The following is a 12,622-nucleotide window of genomic DNA, read 5'->3' as shown; positions in this document are numbered from 1 at the left end:
TTCGCCCGATACGGCAGGGAGACGCCGCGCGGGTCGCCTTGATACGCTTGTTAGGGGGCGACTCCAAGATGCTCCAGCATCCTGGCGATCTTCGCGGGCGCGGCGGGCTCAAGCGGCCACAGCTCGAAAGCCGGCAAATCCAACCCCAGAAGGCGTTCGGTGCGGGTCGGGGGCAGGCGTTCGACCCGGGCCGGGTCGTCGACGCAGCGCACCAGAAGGCAGATTTCGGCCTGCCGAATGGCCGGTTCGGGCACGATCCCGAAGCCGCGAACCTCCATCAGCCCCTTCAGCGGGTCGGGCGCGCGGCCGTAGAGCCGCCCCTCGGAGACGAAGGTCACCACCCGGTCGTCGGCCACCAGCCGGAAGCCCGCCTCCACCGCGCGCAGGGCCAGGTCGCTCTTGCCGGCGCCCGACGCCCCCTCGATCAGGACGCCGCGCCACAGGCCGCCGACCCGCCGGGCCACGAGGCCGGCATGGCGGATCATTCGCGCCCGCCATGGTGATGATGATGGCCGTCGCGGCCGTGATGGCCGTGGGCGTGACCGTCGCGATGCTCGGGCAGCTCGACCACGAAGCGCGCGCCGATCACCTTGCCGTCGTCGTCCTGACGGTTCTCGGCGTGGATCCTGCCGCCGTGCGCCTCGACGATCTGGCGGGCGATCGACAGGCCCAGGCCCGAATTGCCGCCGAACGCCCGGCCCTTGGGGCGCGAGGTGTAGAAGCGCTCGAAGATGGTCTCCAGGTTGTCGGGCGGGATGCCGGGGCCGTCGTCCTCGATCGTGGCGACCAGGCGGCCGTTCTGGCGGACGAGGGCGACCCGCACCTCGCCGTCGCCGGCGCTGAACGAGCGGGCGTTGTCGATCAGGTTGCGGAACACCTGGCTGACGGGGATCTCGCGAGCCATCACCCGCGAGGCGCCGCTGGGCGCGCCGGTCAGGCGCACGCGGACGCTGAACGGCGGCTCCTCGCCGCGCACCTGGGCCTCGTAGATGCTGACGGCCTCGCTCAGCAGGCGGGCCAGGTCGATCGGCTTGGGCAGTTCGCGCGACAGCTCCGCGTCGAGACGCGAGGCGTTCGAGATGTCGGTGACCAGCCGGTCCAGGCGGCCGACGTCCTGCTGCAGGATGCCCAGCAGGCGCTGGCGGGCCTTGGGCTCGGTGACCAGATCCAGGGTCTCGATGGCCGAGCGGATCGAGGTCAGCGGGTTCTTGATCTCGTGCGCCACGTCGGCGGCGAAGCGCTCGATGGCCCCCATCCGCTCGGACAGGGCCTCGGTCATCTCCTCCAGCGATCGCGACAGGTCGCCGATCTCGTCGTTGCGGCGCGAGATGTCGGGCAGGCTGATGGCCCGTGCGCCTTCCAGGCGCACGTGGTCGGCGGCCCTCGCCATGCGCAGCACGGGCTGGGCCACCAGCCGGTGCAGCAGCAGGCTGGAGATCAGCACCGCGCCGACGGCCACCAGCACGAAGGGCAGCAGGGCCTTGCGCTCGGCGCCGATGATCTCGTCGACGTCGCCGGCCTCGACGGTCAGCACGCCCAGCACGGCGCGCACGTGCTGGATCGGGATCGACACCGACACCACCCGCTCGCCGTTCTCGGCCAGGCGCACCTGCTTGACGGTCTCGCCCATGCGGGCGCGCTCGATTTCCTGCTCGAATTCGGCCTTGGCGCGCTCCAGGGCGCGCGGCTTGGCGTCCTTGTCCTGCAGCGAGAGGCGGAAGCCGTTGTCGCCCGACTTGCGGGCCGGCGGCAGCACCTTCCACTCCACCCGGTCCTCGACCAGGTAGGAGTCGGCCAGCAGGCGGCCCTCGCCGTCATAGAGGCGGGCGCGCTGGGAATGGCCGCTGAAGAACGACTGCAGGATGTCGTTGGCCGCGGCCACGTCGAGCGTCGGCTCGGGCTCGCCTTGCGTGGCGGCCCGCTCGATGATGTTGGCGATCAGCTCGCCCTGGGTGCTGAGGCTGTCGATGCGGGCGTTGATCAGGCCGCTGCGCAGTTCGTTGAGCACCAGGGCCCCGACCACCAGGATGGCCAGGGCCAGCAGGTTCAGCCCGACGATCAGCCGGCCCAGCCGCGAGGCCCGCGGCCAGGACAGCCGCCGGCGATCGCGCGGCGCGTCCTCGGCGCCGGGGTCGAGGCCCGCCTCAGGCTTCGCGGTAGCGGTAGCCGACGCCATACAGGGTTTCGATGGAATCGAACTCGGGGTCCACCTGGCGGAACTTCTTGCGCATCCGCTTGATGTGGCTGTCGATCGTACGGTCGTCGACATAGACCTGATCGTCGTAGGCGGCGTCCATCAGGTTGTCGCGGCTCTTCACGAAGCCGGGACGCTGGGCCAGCGACTGCAGCAGCAGGAACTCGGTGACCGTCAGGCGCACCGGCTTGCCGTCCCACAGGCTGTCGTGGCGGGCCGGGTCGAGCGTCAGCTTGCCGCGCTTCATGACCTTGGAGCCCGCGGCGCCGGCCGGGCCGGGCGCGGCCGGGTCTTCTTCCTCGGGACGGGCGCGACGCAGCACGGCCTTCACGCGCTCGAGCAGCAGGCGCTGGCTGAACGGCTTGTGCATATAGTCGTCGGCGCCGAGGTTGAAGCCGAGGATCTCGTCGATCTCGTCGTCCTTCGAGGTCAGCATGATGACCGGCGTCTCGGACGACTGGCGCAGGCGGCGCAGCACTTCCATGCCGTCCATGCGGGGCATCTTGACGTCGAGGATCACGAGGTCCGGCGGATTGCTTTCCACCGCCTCGAGACCCGAGACGCCGTCGTAATAGGCCTTCACCGTATGGCCGTGGCTCTCCAGGGCCAGGGAGACCGAAGCGACGATGTTCTCGTCGTCGTCGATGAGCGTGATCTCGGCCAAGCCGTCTATTCCTCCGAATACCTTCCCGGTGATCCTATCGACCACCGCGCCCCGCTACAACGCACGGAGCGGCCAAGCTTTCCATCGCGCCTTGTCGACCGCCATTGCGGCCGGGGCGTGGCGGGGTTGGACACACTTGCGGCGGCGGCGCCGAACGATGGTCTTCGCCCTTCAACCTCGCCTTAAGGTCTCGCAAGTCATAGTCACGATCCAGGAGCCCCATAAAGCCCATGAGCGATCAGGTCCATTACGAGCTATTCGTGCGCCGCAAGGTCGGCGCGCAATGGACTCTGGACATGGCCACCGAGATTCGCAGCCACGCCCTGGCCCAGGCCGAGGAAGTGCTGAACTCGGGGCGCGCCGTCGCCGTGCGGGTCTCGAAAGAGACGCTGGATCCCGAAACCCGGGAATACCGCTCCATCTCGATCTTCACCAAGGGCATGGTCGACGGCGGCAAGCCGAAGAAGCCGGTCGAGGAGATGGAGCCGCTGTGCGTGCAGCCGGCCGACCTCTACACCGCCCACGCCCGCGACCGCATCGGCCGCCTGCTGGAAAGCTGGCTGCAGCGCCACAAGGCCACGCCCTTCGAGCTGCTGCACCGTCCCGACCTGGTCGAAAAGCTGGAAGCCTCCGGCACCGACCTGCAGCACGCCCTGCAGAAGATCGCCATTCCCGAGGCCGAGGCCCGGGGCATGTCGGTCCACGAGCTGATCCGCAACTTCCAGGGCCTGGTCGAGCGCTCGGTCGCCAACCTGATGAAGGCCTTCAAGAAGGGCCAGCTGCCGGACCTCGACAAGGAAGGCTTTGCGAAAGCCGCCGAGCGCCTGGCCGCCGATCCCGATCGCGCCTTCCTGCTGGGGGCCGGCGTCGCCGCCTCGATCGCTCCGGCCAAGGACTGGAGCGAGAAGATCGCCCGCCTGCTCGACCTGGCCGACGCCGCGCCGGCCGAGCCCAAGGCCCGCGCCGCCGCCCTGGCCGCCATCGAGACGCCGCTGGCCGAGATCATCGGCTCCAAGGCCGGCATGGCCGACCTTCTCAACACCGCCGACGACCTGGGCTCGACCCTGGCGGCCATGACCCGCCTGGCCGGTGGCGCGCAGGTCGAGATGCTGATCAAGGTCGAGGCCAGCGTTCGGGCCTGCATGCCGGAGCTGTCGGGCACCGCCAAGCGCCTGGGCCAATGGCTGTGCGGCGACAATTTCCCCACGGTGCGCGCCTCGATCGCCCGCCGGGTGCTCAAGGAGCTGAACGGCGTGCGCCGTCTCAAGCCGACCGACGCCGAGAGCGAGATCGAGCACCTGCGCGCCCTGGCCATGAGCCTGACGGCCGCGGCGGGCCGCATCCTGCCGGCCGAGGACATCACCGCGGCCTTCACCACCCGTTCCAAGACCCTGCTCAACGGCGACTTCATCGAGGCCCTGTTGGGTCGCGACCGCTCGGCCCGCGAAGAGGTGGTCATGCTGATCCGCCTGGCCGAGAACGTCATGGGCGCGGTCAACAAGCGCCATGCCGCCCGCTGGCTGTCGGCCAACATCCAGGCCATGCGCTTCGAGAAGGAGATGCGCCAGGGTCCCGACAGCCCGTCGGTGAAGCTGGCCGCCCTGGCGGCGCTGCAGAAGTCGCTGACCCGTTCGGGCCTGGTGGTCGAGGACTACGGGCCGCTGTGCGCCAAGCTCGGCGACGTCGGCGGCATGGTCGAGGCCGACGCCCGCCTGCTGTCGCTGCTGGCCCGCGCGCCCGCGCCCCTGCCTCAGCGCCTGGCCCTGCTGGCCCGCCTGGCCATGGGCGAGGCCGGTCCCACCGGCCCGGTAGCCGACCGCGCTCGCCTCGAGGCCCTGAAGCTGGCCCGCGCGCCCGAAGCCCGCGAGCAACTGGCCGCCAGCCCCGAGACGCTGGATCTGCTCAAGGGCCTGGTGCAGCAGCAACAGGCGGCCTGAGGCCTCCTCCAAGCTTGTCCGCGACCTGACGCGTCCCCAAATCCGTGCTCCTAAGAGTACGGAGCCCGACATGGCCGTCTTCAGCGTCTTCTATCCCGCCCACGACGGGGCCAAGTTCGATCACGACTACTACAAGGCGGTGCACATCCCGCTGGCGCAGAAGGCCTTCGGCCCGACCGGCCTCGTCGACACGCGGATCCTGCGCGGCGTGCCCGGCCCCGACGGCTCGCCGCCGCCGTTCGTGGCCATGGTGCACCTGACCTTCCGCGATGCCGCCGCGCTGCAGGCCTCGCTGGGCGGCCCCGAGGCCCCGGCCGTCCAGGCCGACGTCGCCAACTTCACCGACATCACGCCGGTGATCCAGATCAGCGTCGAGCCATAGGGCGCGCTCAAGCTTGACCGCTGGGCGCGGTCGGCCAATCTGTCGCCCCGCTCGCGACCCGCCTGGAACTCGTCATGGCCTTCATCAGCATCGTCTACCCGGCCCGCGACGGCGCGCGCTTCGACCACGACTACTATGCGCAAACCCATATCCGCATGGTGCGCGAGGCGCTGGCGCAGACCGGCCTGCTGGACGCCCGGGTGTTTCGCGGCGTGTCGGCCCTGGACGGCGGCCCGGCGCCGTTCGTGGCCATGGCGCACCTGACCTTCCGCGACGAGGCCGCCATGCGCGCCTGCCTGGAAAGTCCGGCCGCGCCCGGCCTGCACGCCGACGTGGCCAACTTCACCGACATCGCGCCGGTGATCGAGATCTACGCGGCGGGGTAGTTTACACGCCCAGCGCCCGCGCCAGCGCCTCGACCACCCGCTCCGGATCCCCATCATCCATTCCCGGATAGAGCGGCAGGGTCAGGCAGCGGCCATACCAGGCGTCGGCGCCGGGCAGGTCGGCCAGGCCATACCGGTTCACGTAGTAGGGCTGGCGGTGCACCGGGATGTAGTGGACCTGCGTGCCCACGCCCTGGGCCTTCAGGCTTTCGACCACGGCCGCGCGGCTGGTCATCGCCGTCTCGAAGTCGATCAGCACGGTCAGCAGGTGCAGGGCCGGGTCGGACCAGGACGGGCTGACGGCCAGCCGCACCAGCGGCGAGAGCGGCTCCAGCAGCGCCTGGTAGCGCGCGGTCAGCGCTCGGCGGCGTTCGACGAAGCGGTCCAGCTTGGCCAGCTGTGAAATCCCCAAGGCGCACAGTACGTCGGGGATGCGGTAGTTGAAGCCCAGTTCGGGCATCTCGTAGACCCAGGGCTCGGCCCCGGCCGGACGCACCATGCCGTGGCCGCGCAAGCTGCGGGCCTTGGCCGCCAGCGCGGCGTCATTGGTGGTCAGCATGCCGCCCTCGCCGGTGGCGAGCGTCTTGACCGGATGGAACGAGAAGCTGGCGAAGGCCGAGTAGGCGCAGTCGCCCACCGGATGGGCCTCGTTGCCGAAGGTCGCGATCGAGCCCAGCGCGTGCGGCGCGTCCTCGACCAGCACCGCGCCGGCCGCGCTGGCCATGGCCTTCAGCGCCGGCAGGTCGCAGACGTCGCCGCGCAGGTGCACCGGCAGCACGGCCCGCACGCGGCGCTCGCCCACGCGAGACAGGGCGTCGGCCAGGGTATCCGGGGTCATCAGGCCGCTGTCGGGGTCGACGTCGGCGAACACCACCTCGGCCCCGGCGTAGCGGGCGCAGTTGGCGGTGGCCAGGAAGGTCACCGAGGGGGCGATGCAGACATCGCCCTCGCCGACCTCCAGCGCCATCATCGCCAGGTGCAGGGTCGCCGTGCCGTTCGAAACGGCGATGGCGTGCTGCGCCCCGACCTTCTGCTTGAAGGCCGTCTCGAAGGCTTCGACCGTCGGGCCGGTGGTCAGAAAGTCGGCGCGCAGGGCCTCTGCGACAGCCGCGATGTCGTCGTCCTCGATCGTCTGCCGACCGTAGGGGAGGAAGCCGCTCATCGCGCGGCCTTCTCCTCCAGCATGGCCAGCAGGCCCTCGGGGCTCAGCCAATCGTGGTTGTTGTCGCTGCTGTAGGAGAAGTCCTCGGCCACCGGCTTGGCGCCGTCGGCCTCGGAATAGGGCTCGCGGCCGAACTCGGCGAAGTTGGGCTCGATGGCGAAGCGGTCGTCGAACTCCACCGTCGAGCGGGCGTCGTCGGCGCTGATCATGATCTCGTGCAGCTTCTCGCCGGGGCGGATGCCGATCACCTTGACGCCCGCGCTCGGCGACATGGCCTTCACCAGGTCGGGCATGGCCATCGACGGGATCTTCGGCACGAAGATCTCGCCGCCGCGCATCAGGTTCAGCGACGACAGCACGAAGTCGACCCCCTCGTTCAGCGTGATCCAGAAGCGGGTCATGCGCGGGTCGGTGATGGGCAGCTCGGTCGCACCTTGGTCCAGCAGGCGGCGGTACAGCGGCACGACGCTGCCGCGCGAGCCCACGACGTTGCCGTAGCGCACGACGCAGAACCGCGTGCCGATGTCGCCCGACAGGTTGTTGGCCGCCACGAAGGTCTTGTCCGAGGCCAGCTTGGTCGCGCCATAGAGGTTGGTCGGGTTGCAGGCCTTGTCGGTCGACAGGGCCACGACCTGCTTCACGTGGTTGTTGAGGCTGGCCCAGACCACGTTCTCGGCGCCCAGCACGTTGGTGTGGATGCACTCCGAGGGATTGTACTCGGCGGCGGGCACCTGTTTCAGGGCGGCGGCGTGGATGACGATGTCGACGCCGCGCAGGGCCAGGGTCAGGCGCTCGCGGTCGCGCACGTCGCCGAGGAAGAAGCGCAGCTTGGCGAAGTCGGCCTCGTCGAACTGCTCGCGCAGCTCCAGCTGCATGTCGCTCTGCTTCAGCTCGTCGCGCGAATAGATGATGACCTTGCGCGGGCTCGACCGCTTCAGCACCGTCTCGATGAACCGGCGTCCGAACGAGCCGGTGCCGCCGGTGACCAGGATCACCTTGCCGTCAAGGTCGAGGGATTGCGGTGAAAAGCGTCCCAAGATCAGCCTCCTCGCACCCGCCGCGCGCGCATCTGACGCACGGGGAATCTAGGTTAACGCGTTTGTGCGGCGCCAGACGTAAAGAGGACGTCAACCACGACGGGTTATGCGGAAGGCCATGCGCCGCACCCTCGCCCTCCTCGCCGCCGTCCTGACGCTCGCCGGTCTTGGCGCTTCGCCCGCCCTGGCCAGCGGCGGCGAAGCCAAAAAGGAAGCGCCGCCGACCTATTTCGCCCTGCCGACCATCACCGCCACGGCCATCCGCCGCGACGGCCGCAAGGGCGTGATGACGCTGGAGACCGGCATCGAGGCCAAGGACCCCAAGGTCATGGAGCACGCCCAGGCCTCGACCCCGCGCCTGCGCGCGGCCTTCGCCCAGGTGCTGATGACCTACGCCTCGGGCCTGCGCCGCGGCGCCGTGCCCGACCTCGACTATGTCGGCGCCGAGATGCAGAAGGCCGCCGATCGCGTACTGGGCCGCAAGGGCGCCAAGGTGCTGCTCGGCTCGGCGATGGTGAACTAGGCGCCCTTGGCCTTGCGCCGCGCGCGGAAGAAGCCGCGCAGCAGGTCGGCGCTTTCCTGCGCCATCACCCCGCCCGTCGTCTCCGGCCGCCAGTGGCAGGTGGGCTGGGCGAAGAACTTCGGGCCGTGGATCACCGCTCCGCCCTTGGGATCGTCCGCGCCCCAGACCACCCGGCCGATGCGGGCGTGGCTGATCGCGCCGGCGCACATGGCGCAGGGCTCCAGCGTCACCACCAGGGTCAGGTCCGTCAGCCGGTAGTTTTCCAGCCTGGCCGCCGCCAGCCGCATGGCCGCGATCTCGGCGTGGGCCGTGGGGTCGTGCGCCGCGATCGGACCATTGCCGGCCCTGGCGATCACCTCGCCTGTCCTCGGATCCAGGATCACCGCCCCCACCGGCGTCTCGCCGCGCTCGGCCGCCGCACGAGCCTCCTCCAGGGCCAGGGCCATGGCGTCTTCGTCGATCATGGCTGGCCTCCGTCTTCCAGCGCGCGCACGTGGGCGCCCAGACCGGCCGTCCGGGCCTTGGCGACCAGGCGGGCGTCGGCGGTGACCATTACCGTTCCCCGCTGCTCCGCAAGCGCCAGGTAGGTCGCATCATAGGCGCTCACGCCATGTCGCGCGGCCAGGGCGAAGGCGCGTTCGGCCAAGCCGGCCATGGGGCGAAACTCAGCGATGATCTCGTCCAGGGCCGAGGCCGCGCGACCGGCGCGGGCCTCGTCCAAGCCGTCGTTCCTGACCCGTCGCGCGGCGATGCTGGCCATCTCTATCCGCAGCAGGTCGGGTGCGATCAGGCGGGTTTCGGACAGAGCCAGCGCCCGCGCCGCCTCGGATCCGGCCTCGATGAAGAACAGCTTCGCCGCCACGGAGGCGTCGAGCACGATTTCAGCGGCCATCGCGACCCTCGCGCACGAGCGCAGCGGCGTCCGTCGCGCCCGCCGGCAGGGGCTGGGCCAGGTCGGCCAGCAGCGTGCGCCGACGCTCGACGGCCAGGGCGTTCAGCAGCGCCGCGGCGGCCGTCTGGGGGGGCGCGCCCGTGCGCAGGGCTTCGCGGTCGATCATCTGGAGGCTGGCGGGGGTCAGCAGATCCAGCGGTACGGGCAAGACCTCGTCGCGATGGCGAAACGGCGTCGCCCCTTCGGCCACGCCCCGCTCGGCCTCGCGCACGAACCTGACCCTGCGGCCGGCCAGATCGAGGGCCGAGGTCTTCCAGCCCGCGTCCAGCCAGGCTGCGGCGTGCGTGTGGCCGATGCGGGTGTTGGACCACCAGGCCTGATGCTCTCGGGCCGAACGCGGAAGCGCAAAGCCCAGAACGACTTCGATCTCGTCGAAGGCCATGAGCACCTCGTCGCCGTCGTAGACGTTTTCCAGGTGGCGCCTGAGCGGCTCGTACTTCACCAGGCTCTCCGCCAAATAAGGTATATAACCATATATAACTTTCTGGATGCGAGTGTCCACCTTGATCGCCCCGTCGTTCGGCGCCATGAGCTTTCTTCAACGCCCATCGTGAGATGCGCCCCTCCCATCGAAGGAACCAAGGCATGACCGACAAGTATCAGCCCGCCCTGCACGACGCCGTCGAGCATGATCCGGACGCCGAGGGCGGCGAGCGCGTCGCCAAGGCCCTGGCCCGCGCGGGCGTGGCTTCGCGCCGCGAGGTCGAGCGGCTGATCGAGGCCGGCAAGGTCGTGCTGAACGGCCAGGTGCTGACCACCCCGGCCGTGCGGGTGTTTCCGGGCGACCTGCTGGTCGTCGACGGCAAGCTGGTCGAGGACCGCCAGCAGACCCGCCTGTTCCGCTATCACAAGCCTACCGGCCTGGTGACCACCCACAACGATCCCAAGGAGCGCCCGACCGTGTTCGGCGCGCTGCCGCACGGCCTGCCGCGGGTGATCTCGGTCGGCCGCCTCGACCTCAACTCCGAGGGCCTGCTGCTGCTGACCAACGACGGCGAGCTGTCGCGCGCGCTGGAGATGCCGCAGAACGCCTGGACCCGCCGCTATCGCGCCCGCGCCTTCGGCCACGCCACCCAGGAGACGCTGGACAAGCTGAAGGACGGAACGACCATCGAGGGCGTCCGCTACGGCCCGATCGAGGCCCGCCTCGACAAGGCCCAGGAAAAGGCCGGCGGCGGCCGCAACGTCTGGATCACGGTCACGCTGACCGAAGGCAAGAACCGCGAGGTCCGCAAGGTGCTGGAGTCGGTGGGCCTGAAGGTCAACCGCCTGATCCGCCTGTCCTACGGGCCGTTCGCGCTGGGCACGCTGCAGGCGGGCCAGGTCGAGGAGGTCGGCCCCCGGGTGATCCGCGAGCTGCTGGCCGGGGTCATCTCCGAAGAGAACATGCCCACGGGCGACAAGCCGCAGTTCGTCGGCGTCGCCGATCCGCTGTACGCGCCGGGCGTGGCCAAGGACGGCGAGCGCCTGCGCGGCGGCGAGATCCAGCGTCGCGCGCCCACCGGCCGGTCGCCGCAGATCGTCACGCCCAAGGTCGAGGAGCCCAAGAAGGTCTACAAGGCCGGCTGGGCCAAGGCGAAGATCAAGGTCGATCCCAACAAGTCCAAGCCGCGCAAGGCCAAGTCGATCGAGACCAAGTTCGTCACCGAGGCCCCCGCGCGTGGCAAGGGCCCCGGCAAGGGCCCCGGCAAGAGCGTCGGCAAGTTCGCGGGCAAGCCGGGCGCGGTCGCCAAGCCGGGCGCGGGCAAGCCCGGGGCGCGTCCCGCCGGCAAGGCCGGACCCGCGCGTCCTGCCAGGCCCGAGGGCTTCAAGGGTCCGCGCGGCCCCAAACGCTAGCGCGGAGGCGGCCTGGTGCGTGAGTTCTTCTCCCTGATGGCCGGCTACAACGCCTGGGCCAACGACCGCCTGCTGGGCGCCTGCGAGGCCCTGCCGGCGGGAGGCTTCACCGCCGATCGCGGCGGCTTCTTCGGCTCGATCGCCGGGACGCTGAACCACCTGCTGGTCACCGACCGCATCTGGACGGCCCGCCTGGCCGGAACGCCGCTGCCGCCCTACGGCCTGGACACGATGCTGTTCGCCGACCTGGCCGGGCTTCGCGCGGCGAGGGCGGTCGAGGACGCGGCGCTGGTCGCCTATGTCGCCGGCCTCACCGACGAGGCCTGCGCCGGGCAGTTCCGCTGGGTGCGCAAGGCCGACGGCGTCGAGGTGGTCGGGCCGCTGTGGAAGACGCTCGCCCATCTGTTCAATCACCAGACCCACCATCGCGGCCAGGCCCACGACCTGATCGGCCAGGCGGGCGTGGCGCCGCCGTCGCTGGACCTGCCGGTCTATCAGCGCGAGGCGGGCGTCTGATCCTGGAGCTGCGTCTCCTTACGGCCGAGTTTCGCCACATTCGCCCCTAGGGTGCCCTGGTGCAGCTTTCAGGGGAGTCGGGCATGAGGGGATCTGGACTAGCGGCGGCCTTGCTGGCGGCCTGCGTGCTTCCGGCCTGCGCCGAGCGGGCCGACGCCCAGTCGGCGTCGTCTTCGACGCCCGCCGTCGCCGCGCCCCAGGCCGAGGGCGGACCCTACGTGCTGAAGGGCACGCAGGTCTGGACCGTGCCCGATCCGGTCTCGGGCCGCGACTACGAGGTCTTCGTCAGCCTGCCGGCCAGCTACGAGGCCAATCCCCAGCGCCGCTATCCGGTCGTCTTCGTCACCGACGCCGACTACGCCTTCCCGATCATTCGCCAGGTCGCCCGCCGGGTGAACCTGGAGGGGCCGGTGATCGAGGAGTTCATCCTCGTGGGCCTGTCCTATTCGCGCGGCGACAGCGGCGTCGTCAGCCGCAACCGCGACTACACGCCCACCCCCAACGGTCCCCGCGGCGCCGGCGCGGCGCTGCACGGCCAGGGCGGCGCCTACCAGGCCTATCTGAAAAGCCAGGCCATCCCCTTCGTCGACCGTCGCTTCCGCACCGATCCCGCCCGCCGGGTGCTGCTGGGACACTCGTACGGCGGCCTGCTGGGCGCGCAGATCCTGTTCACCGACCCGACGCTGTTTCACGCCTACGTCCTGGGCAGCCCGTCCTTCTGGTTCGACAAGCGCCACATCATGACGATGGAGGCCGACTACGCCCGCGCCCACAAGGACCTGCCGGCCGACGTCTTCATGTACATCGGCGCCTATGAGACCCCCGGGCCCGGTCCGCGCAACACCACCGGGCCCGACATGGTCGCCGACATGCGGGCCATGGAACGGACGCTGAAGTCGCACGGCTATCCCGGCCTTCGCGTGCGCTCGACCGTGCTGGAGGGCGAGGATCACCTGACCGTCGCCCCGGTCGGCTTCACCCGCGCCCTGATGGCCGTGCTGCCGGCGAAGGGCTGATCAATTCACGCCTGTAG

Annotated in this window: 15 protein-coding genes; 7 read left to right on the top strand and 8 right to left on the bottom strand. The window is 70.3% G+C overall.

All coding sequences use genetic code 11. The features are described 5' to 3' along the window. Positions 1-50 precede the first annotated feature (50 nt). The 3 genes from AC1DCG_RS06600 to AC1DCG_RS06590 are packed head-to-tail and all read right to left on the bottom strand — an operon-like array spanning position 51 to position 2,858. Positions 51-485, bottom strand: a complete 435-nt coding sequence (locus tag AC1DCG_RS06600; RefSeq protein WP_477029950.1) for an HPr kinase/phosphorylase — start codon at positions 483-485, stop codon at positions 51-53. Beyond that, on the bottom strand, positions 482-2,176 hold the full coding sequence (locus AC1DCG_RS06595) for an ATP-binding protein (protein WP_477029949.1): 1,695 nt from the start codon (positions 2,174-2,176) through the stop codon (positions 482-484). Before AC1DCG_RS06595 ends, AC1DCG_RS06600 begins: the two co-directional genes overlap by 4 nt. After that, positions 2,145-2,858 carry a response regulator transcription factor gene (locus tag AC1DCG_RS06590; protein WP_165262381.1) on the bottom strand — a complete coding sequence of 238 codons (714 nt, stop codon included), beginning with the start codon at positions 2,856-2,858 and terminating at the stop codon, positions 2,145-2,147. Before AC1DCG_RS06590 ends, AC1DCG_RS06595 begins: the two co-directional genes overlap by 32 nt. 230 nt (positions 2,859-3,088) lie before the next feature. Between AC1DCG_RS06590 and AC1DCG_RS06585 the strand changes: the two genes are divergently transcribed. The 3 genes from AC1DCG_RS06585 (at position 3,089) to AC1DCG_RS06575 (ending at position 5,563) form a co-directional block, all read left to right on the top strand. After that, positions 3,089-4,795 carry a hypothetical protein gene (locus tag AC1DCG_RS06585; protein ID WP_477029948.1) on the top strand — a complete coding sequence of 569 codons (1,707 nt, stop codon included), beginning with the start codon at positions 3,089-3,091 and terminating at the stop codon, positions 4,793-4,795. A gap of 70 nt (positions 4,796-4,865) precedes the next feature. Further along, a complete protein-coding gene (locus AC1DCG_RS06580) occupies positions 4,866-5,177 on the top strand; it encodes an EthD family reductase (RefSeq protein ID WP_165262377.1) in 312 nt (103 codons plus the stop codon). Positions 5,178-5,251: 74 nt separating this feature from the next. Beyond that, entirely contained in the window at positions 5,252-5,563 is a 312-nt protein-coding gene (locus AC1DCG_RS06575) for an EthD family reductase (protein ID WP_477029947.1), read from the top strand. 1 nt (position 5,564) lies between these two features. On the opposite strand, the gene pseC is transcribed toward AC1DCG_RS06575, so the two are convergent. Further along, entirely contained in the window at positions 5,565-6,725 is a 1,161-nt protein-coding gene (gene pseC / locus AC1DCG_RS06570; RefSeq protein WP_477041425.1) for a UDP-4-amino-4,6-dideoxy-N-acetyl-beta-L-altrosamine transaminase, read from the bottom strand. Then, a complete protein-coding gene (pseB, locus tag AC1DCG_RS06565; RefSeq protein ID WP_477029945.1) occupies positions 6,722-7,762 on the bottom strand; it encodes a UDP-N-acetylglucosamine 4,6-dehydratase (inverting) in 1,041 nt (346 codons plus the stop codon). The genes pseC and pseB overlap by 4 nt, the downstream gene beginning before the upstream one ends. A 118-nt stretch (positions 7,763-7,880) precedes the next feature. Here pseB and AC1DCG_RS06560 point away from each other — a divergent pair, with 118 nt between their 5' ends. After that, complete coding sequence (locus tag AC1DCG_RS06560; RefSeq protein ID WP_240903609.1) at positions 7,881-8,285, top strand: hypothetical protein; 405 nt, start codon at positions 7,881-7,883, stop codon at positions 8,283-8,285. On the opposite strand, the gene AC1DCG_RS06555 is transcribed toward AC1DCG_RS06560, so the two are convergent. Genes AC1DCG_RS06555 through AC1DCG_RS06545 form a run of 3 tightly spaced genes read right to left on the bottom strand, consistent with a single transcriptional unit; the run spans position 8,282 to position 9,679 of the window. Beyond that, the gene (locus AC1DCG_RS06555; RefSeq protein ID WP_477029944.1) at positions 8,282-8,749 is read right to left on the bottom strand and encodes a nucleoside deaminase; all 468 of its coding nucleotides are present in this window, start codon (positions 8,747-8,749) and stop codon (positions 8,282-8,284) included. The two genes, AC1DCG_RS06560 and AC1DCG_RS06555, sit on opposite strands and share 4 nt — an antisense overlap. Beyond that, positions 8,746-9,177 carry a type II toxin-antitoxin system VapC family toxin gene (locus AC1DCG_RS06550; protein WP_477029943.1) on the bottom strand — a complete coding sequence of 144 codons (432 nt, stop codon included), beginning with the start codon at positions 9,175-9,177 and terminating at the stop codon, positions 8,746-8,748. The genes AC1DCG_RS06555 and AC1DCG_RS06550 overlap by 4 nt, the downstream gene beginning before the upstream one ends. Further along, positions 9,167-9,679: a DUF7662 domain-containing protein gene (locus AC1DCG_RS06545; protein ID WP_477029942.1), complete on the bottom strand. Its 513-nt coding sequence runs from the start codon at positions 9,677-9,679 to the stop codon at positions 9,167-9,169. The genes AC1DCG_RS06550 and AC1DCG_RS06545 overlap by 11 nt, the downstream gene beginning before the upstream one ends. A gap of 143 nt (positions 9,680-9,822) precedes the next feature. Here AC1DCG_RS06545 and AC1DCG_RS06540 point away from each other — a divergent pair, with 143 nt between their 5' ends. From AC1DCG_RS06540 to AC1DCG_RS06530, 3 genes are all read left to right on the top strand, one after another. After that, positions 9,823-11,073: a pseudouridine synthase gene (locus tag AC1DCG_RS06540; RefSeq protein WP_477029941.1), complete on the top strand. Its 1,251-nt coding sequence runs from the start codon at positions 9,823-9,825 to the stop codon at positions 11,071-11,073. Between the two features lie 15 nt (positions 11,074-11,088). Continuing rightward, complete coding sequence (locus AC1DCG_RS06535) at positions 11,089-11,589, top strand: DinB family protein (protein WP_477029940.1); 501 nt, start codon at positions 11,089-11,091, stop codon at positions 11,587-11,589. An 83-nt stretch (positions 11,590-11,672) separates the two neighbouring features. Beyond that, a complete protein-coding gene (locus AC1DCG_RS06530; RefSeq protein ID WP_477036483.1) occupies positions 11,673-12,605 on the top strand; it encodes an alpha/beta hydrolase in 933 nt (310 codons plus the stop codon). The last annotated feature ends 17 nt before the right edge of the window (positions 12,606-12,622 follow it).

The sequence above is a fragment of the Caulobacter sp. 10L414 genome (assembly GCF_056395525.1).
Note: the sequence above shows the minus strand (reverse complement) of the source record. Positions and strands in the feature narration are given on the sequence as shown.